This is a genomic window from Streptomyces sp. NPDC056160, assembly GCF_042268205.1.
GTDB lineage: Bacteria > Actinomycetota > Actinomycetes > Streptomycetales > Streptomycetaceae > Streptomyces.
Genome location: NZ_JBHJUW010000047.1, coordinates 38929 through 55066 on the forward strand (window position 1 = coordinate 38929; position 16138 = coordinate 55066).

The window sequence follows — 16138 nt, forward strand, 5'->3', positions numbered from 1 at the left end:
CCGGCAAGACAGCCAGGACGGCCGGGGCGGGCCGACTGATCGTCACACGTCGGCCGCTTCCTCACACCGCAGCAAGCGGTGGCGCGTGGCTCGACCCGCTTCGGCGGTCCCGTCGACCACGCCGCTGCGGACGCCACCTTCTCGATCGGCTAGCAGGGCTTGGTCATCTCCACTTGTGAGTGGCGTGTCCGCTGCTCTGCGAGCGTCGTTGTGCTGGTGTGACACCTGAGGAGTCGGCCGGGGTCCGGGAGGATCCGGAGGCGTTCGCGGCGGAGTTGTTCGACGGGTGCGGGGGCTCAGCGGATCCGGTCGTAGACGACGGACAGCGTGCCGTGCTCTCCGGCCGCGTGACTGGTGAGTGCCCACTGTCCTGGGGGCAAGCCGTCTTCGAAGAGACGCGGCCCCCCGCCGAGGAAGACCGGGAAGACGGTGATTGCCAGCCGGTCGACCTGGTCCGCCGCCAGCAGGACAGGAGCGTGTCCCAGCCGAACACGTCCGAGGCGATCTCACGCAGGCGCCCGGCCCTGTCCTCGTCCTTGGGCGGCCCCTGGCGCGTCATGACCCACTCTCCCTCGCTCTCCGTGCGGACGTGCGGCAACGAGCGCGCCCACGGCGCCACCTGGGTAACCGCCCGGCCGGCGGACACACCGCGGCATGGGATCAGGGACGCTGTCGCCCGCGCTCTGCGGGGCCGGGAACCAGAGGTGACGAGCGGGCCGTGACGGGAGCGAGCGGTGCGCCGCGGTGGGCACCGGCACGGCGGGGTACTCGCCGCTTCGACCCGGCCCCGCGCCGGTCCCCCCGTGCACCGTGCCGCGCGCGTTCGAACGATCTCAGGGAGTTGCCCATGTCCCAGCCTCGTCAGCAACAGGTCCCGCCGGGCGTCACCGCCGCCATGACACCGCGGCCCGATCACGGTGAGGAGAGTTACCGGGGGTCCGGACGGCTGGCGGGCAAGGCCGCGGTGATCACGGGCGGGGACAGCGGGATCGGCCGTGCGGTGGCGATCGCCTACGCCCGTGAGGGCGCGGACGTGCTGGTCTCCTACCTCGACGAGCACGAGGACGCGCGGGAGACCGAGCGGTGGGTGCGCGAAGCCGGCCGCAGGTGTGTCCTGGTGCCCGGGGGACGTGGCCGACCCGGCGCACTGCCGGTCGATCGTCGGCAAGGCCGTGGACGAGTTCGGCCGGATCGACGTGCTGGTGAACAACGCCGCGTTCCAGATGACCCGCGACTCCATCGAGGACATCCCCGACGAGGAGTGGGACCGCACACTGGCGGTCAACCTCAGCGCCTTCTTCCACCTGGCGAAGGCCGCCGTCCCGCACATGCCCGAGGGCGCGTCGATCATCGGCAGCACGTCGGTCAACTCCGACAGTCCGCCCCCGCAGCTGCTGCCCTACGACGTCACCAAGGCGGGCATCGCGAACATGGTCGGCTCGCTCGCCCAGATGCTGGCTTCCAAGGGCATCCGCGCCAACAGCGTCGCCCCCGGGCCCGTCTGGACACCGCTCATTCCGGCGACCATGCCGCCGGAGCAGGTGGAGAGCTTCGGATCGCAGGTGCCCCTGGGCCGGCCGGGCCAGCCGGCCGAACTGGCGCCGGTCTACGTACTGCTCGCCTCCGACGAGGCGAGCTACGTCTCCGGGGCCCGGATCGCGGTCACCGGCGGACAGCCGATCCTGTGAACGCGGACCGGGCGGTGTCGTGTCCGCTGCGGCTCTCCGTCACGGCAAGGCCGCTGGTGTTCGGCGGGCACGCCATCGCCCGCCGCCTGGGCAAGTCGGGGCTGCCGGACTGGAGCATCGCGGAGACCTGGGAATGCAGCGACGTCGACGGCTCCGGCAGTGTCGTGACCGACGGTCCGCTGGCCGGCCGGTCCCTGCGCCGTGTGGTCGCCGATCACCCCGAGGAACTCATGGGCCCCGGGAGGTCCGGCTCGTACTTCCCGCTGCTGACGAAGTTCATCGACGCCACCGGCGCCCTGCCCGTCCACCTGCACGCCGACGACGAGGCGGCCCGGCGGCTGGAGGGCAGCCCCCAACGGGAAGACCGAAGCCTGGCACATCCTGGACGCGGCCCCCGGCGCGACCGCCCTGTGCGGGGTCAAGGCCGGCGTGACGGGCGACCGACTGCCCCGCTCCAGGCCGCCGGCTACCCCCTCCCCCTCATCGACTCCCTGGGGCCGGGCACTCACCCCCGGAACCCGGGGGGGCGGAGGCTGCGGGTCGGCAGACGTGACGAACGGTGAGCCAGAGGCTCCCGCGCGGCGCGTTCCCGTAAGCGCTGCACGTCGGCACGTCGGCACACTGGAACGACGAGAGTGTCCGATCTGGCGGACAGCGTGAAGGAAAGGGCGCTGCGTTGAGAAACCGCAAGGCAACCGCCGGTCAGCTCGCCGACGATCCGTATCAGGGCGTCGCCCTGCCCGGCAGGGCGCGTGCGGCGGCTTGTTGCCGCTGTTCTCGTTCTCTCCTCGGCGCTACGATCGCGCCACAGCGCAGATTGGTCGTACGGACGGATCGAATCGGGGGCGGTCATGGAGGATCTGGGCACGAGCGACCCACGGCAGATCGGTCCCTACACGTTGCGGGCGCGGCTGGGGCAGGGCGGGATGGGCCGGGTCTTTCTGGGCCGGTCGCCGTCCGGCCGGGCGGTGGCGGTCAAGGTGGTCCACGAACACCTGGCGCGGCAGAGGGACTTCCGTCGGCGCTTCGCCCAGGAGGTGGCCGCGATCCGGGCGGTGAGTGGCGCTTTCACCGCGCCGCTGGTGGGTGCCGGGCCGGAGGACGACCCGCCGTGGCTGGCGACCGTGTACGTACCGGGGCCGAGCCTGGCCGAGGCGGTGGCCGAGGCCGGACCGTTCCCGCTGGAGTCGCTGTGGCCGCTGGCCGCCGGACTCGCTGAGGGCCTGCAGGACATCCATGCCGCCCGGGTGGTGCACCGCGATCTGAAGCCCGCCAACGTGCTGCTGGCCGCCGACGGCCCGCGAGTGATCGACTTCGGCATCGCCCGCGCCCTCGATCACGCATCCCTGACCACGGACAGCGTGGTCGTCGGCACCCCCGGATTCATGTCGCCCGAGCAGATCGGCGCCGACGAACTCGGTCCCGGCAGCGACGTGTTCACGCTGGGACTCGTCCTCGCCTTCGCCGCCACCGGACAGAGCCCGTTCGGCGGGGGCCCGCCACTGGCCCTGCTGCACCGCATCGTCCACGACGATGCGCGGCTCGACGGCGTCCCCGCGCCGCTGCGCGGCCTGGTCGCCGCCTGCCTGGCCAAGGAACCCGCCGACCGGCCCACCCCGCATGAGGTCCTGAGAGCCGTCACCGCGTCCTGGCGCCCGCCCGAACAGTGGCCGAGCGGCACTCCGTGGCCCGCTCTCGTGACCGAGCTGCTCCCCCGTCACCGCCTCCTCGACCCGGGTCCGCAATCAGCCGGCGAGGTACCGCCGACCCGTGAGGAGCTGACTCTTCGGTACACCCGGACCCGGCAGAACGAGCGCGATCTGGATCCGACGGAAGCGGCGCGGCAGATGGAGCAGTTGGCGGTCGATCAGGCGCGGTTCCTCGGTCCGGACCATCCCGACACCATCCAGAGCCGCCACATGCACGCCTTCTACCTCGACATCGCCGGACAACCCGCGCAGGCGGCGCGGCTGATGGCCGGAGTGTTCGCGGACCGAGAGCGGATCCTCGGGCCCGACCACGAGGAGACCCTCCGCAGCGGACAGCTGTACGCGCTCTTCCTCGGCAAGGGGGGCCACCCTGCGGAGGCGGCCAGGCTGTTGGCGCAGAACGCACTGGACCGGGCGCGGGTCCTCGGCCCCGACCACAGATCCACCCTCTGGAGCCGGCACCTGCACGCGGATTTCGTCTACGCCGCCGGGGACCACGCGCAAGCGAGGCGGCTGATGGCCGGCGTCGTCGCGGACCTGGCACGGGTCCTCGGCCCCGGCCACTCCGCCACCCGCTCCAGCAGACACGTGCTCGAAACCTATTTCCCCGTCAACCAGTCACCCACGACAGCCGGTCAGCAGCCCTCCTGACCACGAGTACGAAGCGGACGTGGAACACAGCGTGGAGATCGACGTCACGCGCTGGAGGCGACGGGCAGGATGTCCCGGCGCGCGGGCGCTCGGCCTCCTCGGAGAGCGCGGAGACGGCGTCGGTCCCAGGAAGGACAGGGCCGGCAGCGACGCGGCGCACCGGCCGTGACCGAAGCGGCGCGGGTGCCGAGGAGCCGGTGGACGCGCCGTCCTGGCTTGGTCGGGTGTTCGTGAGTCTCCCTCTGCGGGGCCACGAGGCGGTCGAAGCTGTGCGGAGCCCGTTGGTCAACGCGCCCAGTGCGGACAGGGGTTCGCGGGTCACGAGCGGATGCACGCGTGACCCGGGCTGCGCGCTTGGCCGTACGTCCCAGTGGGCGGACGTGGCTTGACGCGGCGCTTCCCCCGCTGGCAGCCTCCCTGACCATGAGGCTGCCAGCTGATCGCCGACGTGCGCGCGCCGCGCTCGTGGAGCGGCGGCACGTCGACCTGTGCCGGCAGTCCAGCGCCCTCTGTCGCTGAGCCCACAGAGCACCTCCCCCCGGGGAACCACGGCCGGCCAGCCTCCGGGTAGGCCCTGGTGATCCGAGATCCCCGCTCACGGGGGCCTGTTTCGCACTCCCATTCCGCGTCCCTCGTGCGTGTACGGCCGTATGACCGCCGGCACCGTGAGGTGTGCGAGCTGGTGTGCCGCCCGCTGATCTGCGTCCCGCCACGAGGGCCGCCCGAGCAAGGATTCCTCATGCCCGACATATCATGTGTTTCCCGTCGTACCTTCGGTGGTCTGGTGGGCGGCGGTGCGCTCACCGCCGTAGCCGGTCCCGCCGCCGCGGCGTCGTCCGCGGCCGCGCGGGAGGAGACCGAGCGGCCCTTCCGGGCCAGGAGCGGGTACCGGCCCGGACGGCGGCCCAACTTCCTGTTCATCCTCGGTGACGACCTGGGCTGGGCCGACCTCTCCTGCTACGGCGCCCCGCACATCCGCACCCCGAACCTCGACCGGCTGGCCCGCCAGGGAGTGCGGTTCACCGACGCCTACTCCGGTTCGGCGACCTGCTCCCCCACCCGGTTCAGCCTCTACACGGGCCGCTTTCCGGGCCGCACCAAGGGCGGCCTGGCCGAGCCCATCGGCAGCAGAACGCAGGGTCTCGACCCTCACCACCCCACCGTGGCCTCGCTGTTGAAGCGGGCCGGATACGCGACCGCGTTGATCGGCAAGTGGCACTGCGGCTGGCTCCCGGACTACAGCCCCACCAAGTCCGGCTGGGACGAGTTCTTCGGCAACTTCGGCGGCGCGCTGGAGTACTTCTCGAAACTCGGCCAGCTCGGCGACTACGACCTGTACGAGGGCGACGCCACCTACAAGGACCTGCGCTACTACACCACCGTCCTGACCGAGCGGGCGGTGGACTACGTGGGCCGCCGACCCGACCGGCCCTGGCTGCTGAACCTCAACTTCACCACCCCGCACTGGCCGTGGCTGACCGAGGAGGACGAGGAGACGGCCGCCGGGATCGCCGCGAAGATCCGCGCGGGGAACGTCCTCGGTGCCCTCCAGCACACCGACGGCGGCTCGGTGGAGAAGTACAGGGACATGGTGGAGAACCTGGACGCGTCGATCGGCGAGGTGCTCGCCGCGCTGCGCCGCTCCGGGCAGGAGGAGAACACCGTGGTCGTCTTCGCCAGCGACAACGGCGGCGAGCGCTTCTCCTACCAGTGGCCGCTCAGCGGCGGCAAGTCGGAACTACTGGAGGGCGGCATCCGGGTGCCGACCGTGCTGCGCTGGCCGGCCGCCGTCGACGGTCACCAGGTCAGCCACGAACCCGTCTACTCCCCCGACTGGACCGCCACGCTGCTGGATCTGGGCGGGGCCCGGCCGGACCCGGCGTACCCGCTGGACGGACACAGTCTCGCCGGTTATCTGCTGCGCGGGGAGGACGTCCCGCAACGCGACCTGTTCTGGCGGGTGCGCGGCAACCGCGCGCTGCGGCGCGGCGGCTGGAAGTACTACCAGGACGCCCAGGGCAAGGACCACTTGTACGACCTTGCCACGGACGCCCGCGAGCAGGCCGACCTCGCCGCCGACCGGCCCGCGCTGCTCGCCGAACTCAAGTCGGCCTGGGAGCGGATCGACGGCGAACTCCTGCCGTACTCGGCGGCCTGACCGGGCGGTCCGGGGGACGGAACGCGACCCGGAGCGCGCCGTCCCGTCCCGGACAATGAGCACATGGACATCCGATCCCCGCGTGTGAGCGAGCTGCCCGTTCTCCAGGACATCGAGAGGGCCGCCGGTCAGCTGTACCACGACATAGGCATGCCGGAGATCGCCGGGGACGAGCCGCTCACTGCGGACGAGCTCGCCCGGTACCAGCGCGACGGGAGGGCCTGGGTGGCGGTCGATGCGGCCGACGCGGCGGTCGCCTACCTCATCGCCGACCGCGTCGACGGCAACTTCCATGTCGAGCAGGTCTCGGTGCACCCGGGCAGCGCTCGGCGCGGGGTGGGCAGGTCCCTGCTGGAACATCTGGCCGACCACGCCAGGAGCCGGCGGGCTCCCGTAGCCGCGGCGGCGCAGAAGTGTGCGAAGCAGCCGGGGCGGTTCGCCGGCGTTGCGGCGCCCCGGCGCCGGCGCTCGGCCCCGGTGCGGCGACGGGCGCCGACCGCTTCGGCGGCCGTCGCTCAGGTCGACGCGCGCTCGGGAAGCCGGCGATGAGGGCGGCACGCTGCAGCACGGACGGCCGAGAGGCCCGTTCGTCATGAGCGCGGACGTGAGGCTTTGGCGCCCCACCGGTGGAGCGTCCGACGCCCGACCGGTCCGGTGGTGCCGGGACTGGCGCCGCCGTACGCGGAGTGAATCCCGCGGCAGCGGACATCCGTAGAAGCAGGCCGTCACTGGGAGGAAGCATGGCAGTGGTGAAGGCGGGCACCGTGGTCCTCGACTGCGCCGAGCCCGAGAAACTCTCCGCGTTCTACCAGCAGTTGCTGGAGGGCGAGCAGACAGAGGCCTCCGCCAACCTCGTGGAGGTCCGCGGCGCCGACGGGATACGGCTGGCCTTCCGCCGCGACCTGAACGCCACCTCGCCCAGCTGGCCGCGCCCGGAGAACTCCCTCCAGGCCCATCTGGTCTTCTTCGTCGAGGACATGGACGAGGCCGAGCGGCGGGTGGTGGGCCTCGGCGGCCGCCCCGTCGAGACCAAGGACCCGGCGGGGCCGTACGAGGAACGCGGATACGCCGACCCGGCCGGTCACTCCTTCACGCTGCGGCTGATGCCCATCACGGCCCCCAAGCAGGGCTGAACGCGGCGCGGGACCCCTCGCGGCCCCCTTCAGCGGCGGCGGGCCAGGAGCGTCGTACCGGCACGACGCATCCGATGGCCAGGATCTTGCCGGCCCCGTAGTGGTGGGACCAGTCGCTGTCGGCCGAGTCTCCGCGCAGGACCAGCCGCAGGAACAGCCCTGCTCCGATCAGGGCGAGGACGAGGACCACTCCTCCGGTCAGCCCGAGCCCGGCCCACCAGGCAGCGTCCTCGGTAGGCGCGGGTCCGGTGTCCTGGCCTCGCCGGCGGTCCATCGCCTTGTGTCCTCTCCTGTTTCCCGCAGGCCTCTCCCGACCACCGCGGAGCTGGGCCGAGCGCACCTACCACCTCACGCGCTACACCCGCATGCCCCGCAGCGGCAACTTCGCCGCCCACGAGGAACCCGAGACAGGCAGCGGGCCGGCTCAGCGACGCGCCAGGAGAAGCGCAGGGGTGGCGCGGTCGCACCGGCCCTCCTGGCAGCGGCCCGCGAGGCTGTCCTGGGCCGCCGGTGCATCAGACGTGACGCCGCCCGCGACCACTGGCCCGCCGTCCACTTCACCCTCTCCGCGGACCCCGACGCGCACACCGCCACCGTCGCGGGCGTACCGGCCCGGCTCTCCCGCCTGCTGTCGAGCCTCCTCGACAACGCGGCGAAGTCCAGCCCACCCGGACGTCCGCACCGACGAGACGACCGCGAACGGCGCCGGCAGTTACTTCCTCGACGTCGACGCCGCCGGCGAACTGTTCACCGACCGCAGTGCCGCCCACCCGATGACCCAGGCGCAGGACCGTGAGAACCGGCTGAAGCGCATGGCCGGACTGTCCGCCGACCGCAAGCTGGTCCTCGGTTCGGAGAACGCCGGTTCCTGGGCGAACGGCGTGCTCGACTTCAGCCACGGCTCCGGCACCCCGGTCACCGGCCAGCTCTGGCAGATGGAGCGGGACCGTACGACATGGGGCGGCTACGCGCCCTACAACGCACCCGCCTTCTACTTCAAACCCGTCCACCTCCGGGCCGCCCTCGCCAAGGCCATGTACGCCCCCGGTACCGGGTACCGCTGTACGAGACCGTGCTCCACGACTCGGTGATCAGCACCGAACTGGTCCCGGGCGAGCCGTTCCGGCTGCTCGATGCCGTGGTCGAACTCGAGCGGCCGTGCGGAGCATGCCGCTGAGGCACTGACGACAGGGCCTGGAGGAGTCGACGCGACGAGCGCCGCTCACGCCGGCAACGGCCGTTCGTCGGGCTCGCACCGCGTTCGGCTGGTCAGCCAGATGCCCAGCACGGCAACGGCGCTCGCCGGCCAGGTCGTGATGCTCAGCGGGTCGACGAGGTGGCCCGAGACGGTGCGGGTCAGCGGCAGCGCGAACTCGTTGAGCGACAGGTGCGCCGCGACAGCCGCCCACACCGACCCGGTGGCCAGCCGGACGGTGGCGATCACCGTTCCGAGGAGCATGGCCGTCATCACGGCGACCGGTACGCCCAGGAGCACGGAATGGCCCGGGTAGCTGCCGCCGAGCGCGGTCATCGGAACGTGCCACGCCCCCCAGATCACGCCGCCGAGCAGGAGGCCGCGGGTCCTGCCGTAGCGCAGCAGACGGGGCAGCAGGTAGCCCTGCCAGCCCAGTTCCTCACCGAAGTACAGCGGAACGGACACCAGCGCGCTCAGCGCGAGCGGGGTGATCGTCGCGGGCCCGGGCAGGTGCGCGGGGGTGTACCAGCCGACGAGCGTGGCCACGGTCAGACCGGCTGCGGTCAGGCCGAGCGGGATCGCGAACGCGACGGCAGCGAAACGGACTTCGTACCGCCACGGCCTGGCCCGGGCGAGCCCGAGGACCCGTAAGGTCTCGCGCGCCCCCCGGTGGCGCGCGGTGAGGCCGAAGGCGGTCAGCGCCGGCACCAGCATCATGAGGATCATGCACAGCGCCGCGAGTCGCGAGGTCCCCTGCGCCGCGCTCGTGCGACGCAGACCGTCGATCCACAGGGGAATCATGGTGAGCCACGCGCCGACGAAGCTGATGACCAGGAAGGGGACGAGACCGGGACGGGAGCCGCCCGGCGGGTTCGTTCGTGTCATGGACGTTCGTGTCATGGCCGTGACGCTACGAACCCCGCGGTGACCAGGGCGATCGTGCACACTCACCGGCCGATGGTGTAGCGCGCTCCACTGCGCCGGGACGCCGGAGGGGGAAGACTGGCCTTCGTGAACATGTTCTCGAAGTCCCGGGTGAGCGCGGCGCGTTCGGCCCGTGCGGCCGGATACTGCGCGGTTGTGTTCGCGCGTGGACCGGCCCTGCTCGTGCTGGTGCCCGTGCTGGTGTACTCGGCCGCGCTCTGCCTGGTCGGCGTGGGCCTGCTCGTCCTGCCGCTCGAACTGCGGCTGCTGCGCCGGCTGGCCGACCACGAGCGCGAGCGGCTGGGGCGGTGGGCGGCGACGCCCACGGCACCGGCCGGACCACACGCGCGAAAGCGCCTGATGGCGGTGTTGACGGACCCGGCGACCGGCCGCGACCTGCGCTGGGCGCCCTGCATGATGGTCGCCGGCACCGTGCTCGGGTGTTTCGGCGCGGCGCTGTTCGTGTTCCCTGCGGCCGTGCTCGTGCTCGTAGGCCTGTGGTGGCTGTTCCCCGCGGACGAGCCGATCAGGCTGATGATGGATGTCCCGATCGACGGTTGGGGGGCCGTGGTCTATGCCGGAGTGCCCCAGTTCCTGCTGAGCGTGCTGCTCGCCCTGTTCGGGCCGCCCCTGTTCGCCAGGCTGCTGGCGTCCGTGAGCCGGTGGCTGCTGGCCCCCTCGGCCGCCGCGATCCTCGCCGAACGCGTGTCGACGCTGGACCGGACGCGCGCCGGGGCGATCCACGCGCACGGCAGCGAGCTGCGCCGCATCGAACGGGACCTGCACGACGGCACCCAGGCGCGTCTGGTCTCCCTCGCCATGCAGCTCGGGCTCGCCGAGCGGGCCCTCGGCTCCGACCCGGCGGCGGTGGGCCCGCTGCTGGCCCGGGCGCGCGAGGGAGCCGAGGAGGCGATGGCCGAGCTGCGCGACGTACTGCGCTCCGTCTACCCGCCGATCCTCGCCGACCGGGGTCTCAGCGGCGCGGTCTCTGCGGTCGCCGCCCGCTGCCCTGTCTCCGCCACCGTGGACGTCGGTGAACTCGGGGACGTACCGCCGCAGGTCGAGGTGGCCGTGTACTTCGCCGTCACCGAGGCGCTCACCAACGCGGCCAAGCACGCCCACGCCCGTGCCGTCACGGTGACCCTGGCGAGGGACGGAGGCATCCTCCGCGCGGAGATCACCGACGACGGCCGGGGCGGGGCGGCCGAGGGCGGCGGCACCGGCCTGCGCGGCATGCGGCAGCGCGTCGAGGCGGTGGACGGCCGGGTGCGGGTGCAGAGCCCGCCCGGCGGCCCCACACTGATCACCGTGGAGTGCCCGTGCGCATCCTGATCGCCGAGGACAACGTGCTGCTCGCGCGCGGGCTTTCCGCGATGCTGGAGGCCCTGGGAAATGAGGTGGCCGCGACGACCGAGGACGCCGATTCCTTCGTGGCCGCCGCCGTCGCCCACCGGCCGGACGTGGCCGTCGTGGACGTCCGACTCCCGCCGACCTTCACCGACGAGGGCATCAGGGCCGCGCTGCGCGCCAGGGAACGCGTTCCGGGCCTCCCGATCCTCGTGCTCTCCCAGTACGTCGAGGACACGTACGCCCGGGAGTTGCTCGCCGACGGCACCGGTGTCGGCTATCTGCTCAAGGACCGCGTCGCCCGCGTCGACGACTTCCTGGAGGCGCTGCACCGGGTGGCGTCCGGGGGCACGGTGCTGGACCCGGAAGTGGTACGGCAGTTGCTCGTGACGCGCGGCAACCCCCTGGCGCGGCTCACCGACCGCGAACGCGAAGTGCTCGCGCTGATGGCCCAGGGGCACGGGAACTCCGAGATCGCACAACGCCTCGTCGTGACCGAACGGGCCGTGCACAAGCACGTCGGGAACATCTTCCTGAAGCTCGACCTGCCGCCCGAGGACAGCGGTCACCGGCGCGTCCTCGCGGTTCTCACCTACCTCGGCGCGCCCCAGCGCGAACCCTGACGAGGCCGAGCACGTCGGAACGGCTGGAGGACGGCGCGGTGGCCCCGCGGCCACCGTTCCACGGGCGGGTCGTCGCCCCTGAGCCGTGGGGCGGACGACGATCACTGACGTCGACACCGGCGGGCGGCTCGATCACTTGCACTTGACCGATGTGGATGCGGCAGAGTGCCTCGGGGAGCCTGGCGCGGCACCGCGATGCGGCTTCACCCGGCGCTCTCCGAGCCGATGTGGGCGAGTAGCGATGCGGTGCCGTCCTCTGCGGCGATCCCGCGGGCGAGTTCGGCCGCGCGGCGACGGTGGGACGGCTCGGACAGGCAGGTCGTTATCGCGTCGCTGAGGGCTTCGGCGGTGAGCGCGTGGAACGGCACAGGCCGTGGGGCAGCTCCCAGCGCGTAGAGGCGAGACGCCCAGAACGGCTGGTCGGCCATGACGGGAACGGGCACTGCGGGCACGCCGGCCCGCAGTCCGGCTGCGGTGGTACCTGCCCCGGCATGGTGGACGACGGCGGCGGTGCGAGGGAACAGCCAGTCGTGCGGGACGTCGCCGATGGCCAGGATGTCGGCGCCGCAGCCGTGCAAGTCGGCCCATCCCGCCTGGAGGACCGCACGCACGCGTGCCCGTTTCACCGCCGTTGCCACCAGCTCACTGAGCCGTTCCCCCTGTCCCGCCGCCATACTGCCGAATCCGATGAACACTGGGGGCGGACCGGCCTGGAGGAAGTCGACCAGTTCGGCCGGGGGTTGCCAGCCGTCCGGGCGTGCGGGCCACCAGTAGCCCGCCACTTCAACCCAGGACGGCCAGTCCTCGGGGCGCGGCACTACCAGCGGGCTGAAGCCGTGGAAGACTGGCCGGACGTCCGCCGGTGCCGAGGACGCGCCGGCGGGAAGCCCGAGGCGGGCACGCAGCCGGGTCACGGCGCCCGCGAAGACCCCTTCCGCGCGCTTCAGCACATCTCGGCCCGCGGCGAGGTTGCCCTCCGGCCCCAGGTCATCGGTGGACCGTGCGTTGGGCAGCGGGAACTGTCCGGTGGCGAAGGACGGTGCGAGGTAGGTACCGATGACGGGTACGCCGAATGCTTCGCCGGCCGTCCGGCTGAGCGGTGCCGGGCCGAAGGCCGTGAGCAGCAGATCGGCTCCGCCGGCCACGGCCTCCGCCACCCCATCGGCGAGCCCGTCCGCGTACGCCCTCGTCAGCGCCTGAGCCTCATCCCGCGACGCCGCCCGGGCCAAGTCCCGGATCAGCCCTTGCGGGTCTCCCGGCACAGGCCGGTGGTCGAGGCCGCACCCGCCGACGAGTGCGGCGAAGGACGGGTGAGCGGCCACGGCGACCTGATGCCCCGCATCCAACAGACGCCGCCCCAGTCCCGTGAAGGGCGCGACGTCTCCGCGGGAACCGGCAGTGATGATCAGAATTCGCATGGAGCGATTCTCCTCGGCGAGTGCCGCCCGGCCACCGTCGCCAGCCAGGTCAGGTGTCACCCAAGTCTGCAGCAGTCCCGACGGCGTGCGTGCCGTCTCTATGGCAGCTGGTGAACTTGATCGTCGTGGGACCGCCGTCGTCGGTCCAGCGACGTGACTCGAAGTCACTTCCAGCATTGGTGAGGTGGCTGGACCAAGACGATGCCTGAGCGGGCATCGCGAGGGCGCCGACAACTGCCGCTGCCGCCACTCCGACGATCGCAGCGCGCTTGCCGGTGGCGAGCCACGGCTTGTCCTCTCGTCCTCTCAGGCTCAGCGGGCGAACGCTTCGGCCAGGCGCACGCTGTCGCCGTCCTCTTCCATCAGCACGACGGTGACGCCGAACGGGTCGGGGTGATCCAACTCGATGGGCGTGAAGGAGAAGTTCACCGCGGCCGGATCGGCGGCACCGGTTCGCCGCCGGGCTGCGGCGCGGGGGCCGGCCTCCAGTCGGGGGCAACCGACGCCCAGCCCTCGGGGCTGCGGGACAGGAGCTGCTCGCTGTAGGGGAACTGGTGCAGGACGTGCCCGCCGCGGGGGGCGAGCACCATGTTCAGACACGGTGCCGGACCTGCGATCGGCAGCTCGCAGGCGGTGGCGACGTCGTGGGTCCCTGCGAGGACCACCTCGTCCGCGCCGGCCGCCGCGGCGATGTTCGCGAGTTCAGCGATCCCGGCGAGGGCGTCCTGGCCGACCTTGAGCGGGCGGACCCAGACCAGCCCGACCAGCTCGCCGCGCACCATCGGCATCATGACCGGGCGTGGCACGACCCCCTCACCCAGCGAGGCGGTGTGCGTATCCTTCGCGATGCCGACCAGTGCGTTCCACCAGACCTTGGTCAGTTCACCGGCGGTGTGCTGCTCATGTCCGGGGGGCTGCGTCGGCGACGTGGTCGCCCTCAGCAGGTCGGGAGAGACGGTGCGGCTGTCCGCGTTGCGGTTTCCGGCCGGGGGAAGGGCAGGGTTCAAGAGCCTGCTGGGCGTGCACGTACTCGTCGTCGGGAGCGACGTGGGAACCGACGTGGGGGCCGGTCGCGGCGCGGGTGCGCGTGAGGGCCACGGTGCGCAGCCCGGACGCCCGCTCGTGGGCCCAGAGGTTCGCCTCCCGCCGCCGGGTCATCACGACGTATCCGCCGAGCAGGACCGCGACGAAGACGATCAGCAGCACTTGCGGGAAGTGGTCGATCATCTGCCACTGGATCATGCGCCGGTCCGCCGCCGTTGCGTTCCGGACCCGGCGCACCACCCATGAGGGCCCGTTCAGCAGAATCACCGACGCGGTGACGAGGGTTGCCATCAGCGGGAGGGTCACCACACCGAGCAGCACCGCGCGGACTGCGATCCGCCACAGCGCGGGCCGCCCGTCGCCCTCGACAGGCGCCAGCTTCAGCAGGAGGAGCCGCTTGCCCGGGGTCGTCCTGGTCAGCCAGGGCAGTACGACGAACCACACGGCGAAGACCGCGACCATCACCCGGGGTACGGAACGGAATGCGCTGTACACGTCTTCTGCCGTGGCCAGAGCCCCGAGGACGGTGACGGCCGAGACCCCGATCAGGTCGACCAGCAGCGCCGCCAAGCGCCGTCCGGGGGTGATGGGCCGACGGGCCAGCGTCGCGTCGTCCGGTGTCTCCCCCGTCGGCAGCAGCCGGGCCAGCGGTCCGGCCATGTACCAGCCCAGGAGCGCTCCCGCGGTGTTGAGCAGCAGGTCGTCGACGTCGAACAGCCGGTACGGGCACGGGTAGGTGCCCCATAGCGCGGTGCCCTGCGTGACCTCGAAGAACAGGGAGGCGCCGAAGCCCGCGACGATCGCGGCGGTGACGCCGCGCCGCAGGTGGTAGCGGACGAAGACGCCCAGCGGGAGCAGCAGGGCCAGATTCAGGACCGCACCGCTGACCGCGGGGTTGTGGAGCACCAGCGCGTTCAGCGTGACCTTGTGGTGCGCCTCCTTCCAGATGTCGCTGAAGGTGTTGCCCGGGGCCCACTGCGGGTGGGCGACCGCCGCGAACCTCTTGCACATGTCCGCCGTCCGCGTCGGCAGCGGTACGAGCGTCATGCACAGGGCCGTGATCGCGTAGTAGAGGAAGCCGAGGAGCGACAGGACGCGCCATTGCGGCATGGTGCCGTGGCGGCGGTACAGAACGACCGCTGTCGGGAGGAACAGCATCAGCGCGAGGAGCGGGAAGAGCGCTGCCGCTGTCTTCATCGGCAACAGGTAGGCGGAAGTCATACGAGGAACTATACACAACACGTATACACGCAGTTTATAGCTGCTTGAGCTGCTGGTTCGTCTGGAATGTGGGTGACTGGGTGCTCGCGGTTGCCGGGGGCGGCGGTGACGGGCGGGGGACGCATCGGCACGCGTGCCGATGCCGATGTCTGCGTCGAGGGCTGTCGGGACTGCCGGGACTGCCGGGCGTAGGAGGCACCGGCGCCAAGGCCCGGGTGGCTGCGGCCGCGGCCGGCTGTCTCAACCGGGCTCAAGCAATACCGTGCCATCGCGACCCGGGCCGGAGTGCTTGGCCGCCACCGGAACGCATCCGGGGCCGGTGCACACTCTGGTGTGAGGTTGATCCCCGGGAGCGGACACCGGGTTTCATGCGACGAGTGACAGCGTACGTGACGTGATCAGTTGCTGTTCGAACTCGGCTGGTGTGAGGTAGCCGAGTGCGGAGTGCCGACGGCGCCGGTTGTAGTACGACAGCCAGCGGAACACCTCGAGCCGAGTCTGTGCCTTCGAGGTCCAGGGCCTTCCGTGGAGCAACTCGCGCTTGAGGCCCTGGAAGAACGACTCGGCGAGGGCATTGTCATAGCTCCTGCCGACCCGGCCCCTGCTGCGGCGGATGCCGTGCCGGTGGCACACCTCGGCGAAGGCGGCTGCGCTGTACTGACCGGATTCAAGCGGTCGTTGCAACACCGGCTTGTTGAATCAACTGTAGCTGCTCGTTGAGTGCTTCGGCGGGTGTCTTCCAACCGAGCGTCTTGCGGGGTCTGCTGTTGAGAGCGTGAGCGACGGCCTCGACTTCCTCAGCGGACCATCTGGAGAGATCGGTGCCTTTCGGAAAGTACTGGCGCAAGAGCCCATTGGTGTTCTCGTTGGTGCCGCGCTGCCATGGACTATGCGGATCGGCGAAGAACACGGGAATGCCAGTCTCGACCTTAAATTGAGCGTGCGCCGACATCTCCTTGCCTCGATCCCACGTCAGCGACCGCGCCAGTTGCTCGGGCAGCGTCGACATCGTGCGGGCGAGTGCGTT

At 71.6% G+C, this 16138-nt stretch carries 16 protein-coding genes and 2 pseudogenes; 10 read left to right on the forward strand and 8 right to left on the reverse strand.

Features of this window, described 5'->3' with window-relative positions; translation table 11 throughout:
- Positions 1-296: 296 nt before the first annotated feature.
- Positions 297-485: a dihydrofolate reductase family protein gene (locus ACFC02_RS19230; protein ID WP_376358285.1), complete on the reverse strand. Its 189-nt coding sequence runs from the start codon at positions 483-485 to the stop codon at positions 297-299.
- Between the two features lie 362 nt (positions 486-847).
- Here ACFC02_RS19230 and ACFC02_RS19235 point away from each other — a divergent pair.
- The 7 genes and pseudogenes from ACFC02_RS19235 (at position 848) to ACFC02_RS19265 (ending at position 7339) form a co-directional block, all read left to right on the forward strand.
- Positions 848-1688 (forward strand): annotated as a pseudogene (locus tag ACFC02_RS19235) (SDR family oxidoreductase).
- Positions 1685-2251 (forward strand): type I phosphomannose isomerase catalytic subunit, encoded by a 567-nt coding sequence (locus tag ACFC02_RS19240; protein WP_376358239.1) that lies wholly within the window; start codon positions 1685-1687, stop codon positions 2249-2251. The pseudogene ACFC02_RS19235 and the gene ACFC02_RS19240 overlap by 4 nt, the downstream one beginning before the upstream one ends.
- A 288-nt stretch (positions 2252-2539) precedes the next feature.
- The gene (locus ACFC02_RS19245) at positions 2540-4048 is read left to right on the forward strand and encodes a protein kinase (RefSeq protein WP_376358241.1); all 1509 of its coding nucleotides are present in this window, start codon (positions 2540-2542) and stop codon (positions 4046-4048) included.
- A gap of 423 nt (positions 4049-4471) precedes the next feature.
- A complete protein-coding gene (locus tag ACFC02_RS19250; protein ID WP_376358243.1) occupies positions 4472-4567 on the forward strand; it encodes a putative leader peptide in 96 nt (31 codons plus the stop codon).
- Positions 4568-4787: 220 nt separating this feature from the next.
- On the forward strand, positions 4788-6206 hold the full coding sequence (locus ACFC02_RS19255) for a sulfatase (protein ID WP_376358246.1): 1419 nt from the start codon (positions 4788-4790) through the stop codon (positions 6204-6206).
- A gap of 63 nt (positions 6207-6269) precedes the next feature.
- The gene (locus ACFC02_RS19260) at positions 6270-6755 is read left to right on the forward strand and encodes a GNAT family N-acetyltransferase (RefSeq protein WP_376358248.1); all 486 of its coding nucleotides are present in this window, start codon (positions 6270-6272) and stop codon (positions 6753-6755) included.
- A 191-nt stretch (positions 6756-6946) separates the two neighbouring features.
- A complete protein-coding gene (locus tag ACFC02_RS19265) occupies positions 6947-7339 on the forward strand; it encodes a VOC family protein (RefSeq protein WP_376358251.1) in 393 nt (130 codons plus the stop codon).
- Here ACFC02_RS19265 and ACFC02_RS19270 read toward each other — a convergent pair.
- Positions 7317-7613 carry a hypothetical protein gene (locus tag ACFC02_RS19270; protein ID WP_376358254.1) on the reverse strand — a complete coding sequence of 99 codons (297 nt, stop codon included), beginning with the start codon at positions 7611-7613 and terminating at the stop codon, positions 7317-7319. The genes ACFC02_RS19265 and ACFC02_RS19270 overlap by 23 nt on opposite strands.
- A 91-nt stretch (positions 7614-7704) precedes the next feature.
- Here ACFC02_RS19270 and ACFC02_RS19275 point away from each other — a divergent pair, with 91 nt between their 5' ends.
- The gene (locus tag ACFC02_RS19275; protein ID WP_376358257.1) at positions 7705-8430 is read left to right on the forward strand and encodes a glycoside hydrolase; all 726 of its coding nucleotides are present in this window, start codon (positions 7705-7707) and stop codon (positions 8428-8430) included.
- A gap of 131 nt (positions 8431-8561) precedes the next feature.
- Here the strand turns inward: ACFC02_RS19275 and ACFC02_RS19280 are convergent, their stop codons facing one another.
- On the reverse strand, positions 8562-9419 hold the full coding sequence (locus tag ACFC02_RS19280; protein ID WP_376358260.1) for a lysostaphin resistance A-like protein: 858 nt from the start codon (positions 9417-9419) through the stop codon (positions 8562-8564).
- Between the two features lie 132 nt (positions 9420-9551).
- Here ACFC02_RS19280 and ACFC02_RS19285 point away from each other — a divergent pair, with 132 nt between their 5' ends.
- Both ACFC02_RS19285 and ACFC02_RS19290 read left to right on the forward strand, forming a co-directional pair.
- Complete coding sequence (locus ACFC02_RS19285) at positions 9552-10790, forward strand: histidine kinase (protein WP_376358288.1); 1239 nt, start codon at positions 9552-9554, stop codon at positions 10788-10790.
- Positions 10778-11428 (forward strand): LuxR C-terminal-related transcriptional regulator, encoded by a 651-nt coding sequence (locus tag ACFC02_RS19290; protein WP_376358263.1) that lies wholly within the window; start codon positions 10778-10780, stop codon positions 11426-11428. Before ACFC02_RS19285 ends, ACFC02_RS19290 begins: the two co-directional genes overlap by 13 nt.
- 203 nt (positions 11429-11631) lie before the next feature.
- Here ACFC02_RS19290 and ACFC02_RS19295 read toward each other — a convergent pair whose 3' ends face one another.
- From ACFC02_RS19295 to ACFC02_RS19315, 5 genes and pseudogenes are all read right to left on the reverse strand, one after another.
- Positions 11632-12846, reverse strand: coding sequence for a glycosyltransferase (locus ACFC02_RS19295; RefSeq protein ID WP_376358266.1), 1215 nt, complete (start codon positions 12844-12846; stop codon positions 11632-11634).
- Positions 12847-13271: 425 nt separating this feature from the next.
- A complete protein-coding gene (locus ACFC02_RS19300; RefSeq protein ID WP_376358269.1) occupies positions 13272-13652 on the reverse strand; it encodes a hypothetical protein in 381 nt (126 codons plus the stop codon).
- A gap of 94 nt (positions 13653-13746) precedes the next feature.
- Complete coding sequence (locus ACFC02_RS19305; RefSeq protein ID WP_376358272.1) at positions 13747-15111, reverse strand: VanZ family protein; 1365 nt, start codon at positions 15109-15111, stop codon at positions 13747-13749.
- Positions 15112-15477: 366 nt separating this feature from the next.
- A pseudogene (locus tag ACFC02_RS19310) lies at positions 15478-15771 on the reverse strand (integrase core domain-containing protein); the annotation flags it as partial.
- 7 nt (positions 15772-15778) lie between these two features.
- Positions 15779-16138 (reverse strand): IS30 family transposase (locus ACFC02_RS19315; protein WP_376358275.1); only part of this gene is annotated, 360 nt, incomplete at its 5' end.

Excerpts from the sequence above, each read along its gene's own strand:
- ACFC02_RS19250 (WP_376358243.1), top strand. The coding sequence starts at position 4,472 with ATGAGGCTGCCAGCTGATCGCCGACGTGCGCGCGCCGCGCTCGTGGAG.
- ACFC02_RS19305 (WP_376358272.1), bottom strand. The coding sequence starts at position 15,111 with ATGACTTCCGCCTACCTGTTGCCGATGAAGACAGCGGCAGCGCTCTTC.
- ACFC02_RS19245 (WP_376358241.1), top strand. The coding sequence starts at position 2,540 with ATGGAGGATCTGGGCACGAGCGACCCACGGCAGATCGGTCCCTACACG.
- ACFC02_RS19285 (WP_376358288.1), top strand. The coding sequence starts at position 9,552 with ATGTTCTCGAAGTCCCGGGTGAGCGCGGCGCGTTCGGCCCGTGCGGCC.
- ACFC02_RS19280 (WP_376358260.1), bottom strand. The coding sequence starts at position 9,419 with ATGACACGAACGAACCCGCCGGGCGGCTCCCGTCCCGGTCTCGTCCCC.
- ACFC02_RS19265 (WP_376358251.1), top strand. The coding sequence starts at position 6,947 with ATGGCAGTGGTGAAGGCGGGCACCGTGGTCCTCGACTGCGCCGAGCCC.
- ACFC02_RS19270 (WP_376358254.1), bottom strand. The coding sequence starts at position 7,613 with ATGGACCGCCGGCGAGGCCAGGACACCGGACCCGCGCCTACCGAGGAC.
- ACFC02_RS19260 (WP_376358248.1), top strand. The coding sequence starts at position 6,270 with ATGGACATCCGATCCCCGCGTGTGAGCGAGCTGCCCGTTCTCCAGGAC.
- ACFC02_RS19295 (WP_376358266.1), bottom strand. The coding sequence starts at position 12,846 with ATGCGAATTCTGATCATCACTGCCGGTTCCCGCGGAGACGTCGCGCCC.
- ACFC02_RS19275 (WP_376358257.1), top strand. The coding sequence starts at position 7,705 with ATGCCCCGCAGCGGCAACTTCGCCGCCCACGAGGAACCCGAGACAGGC.
- ACFC02_RS19255 (WP_376358246.1), top strand. The coding sequence starts at position 4,788 with ATGCCCGACATATCATGTGTTTCCCGTCGTACCTTCGGTGGTCTGGTG.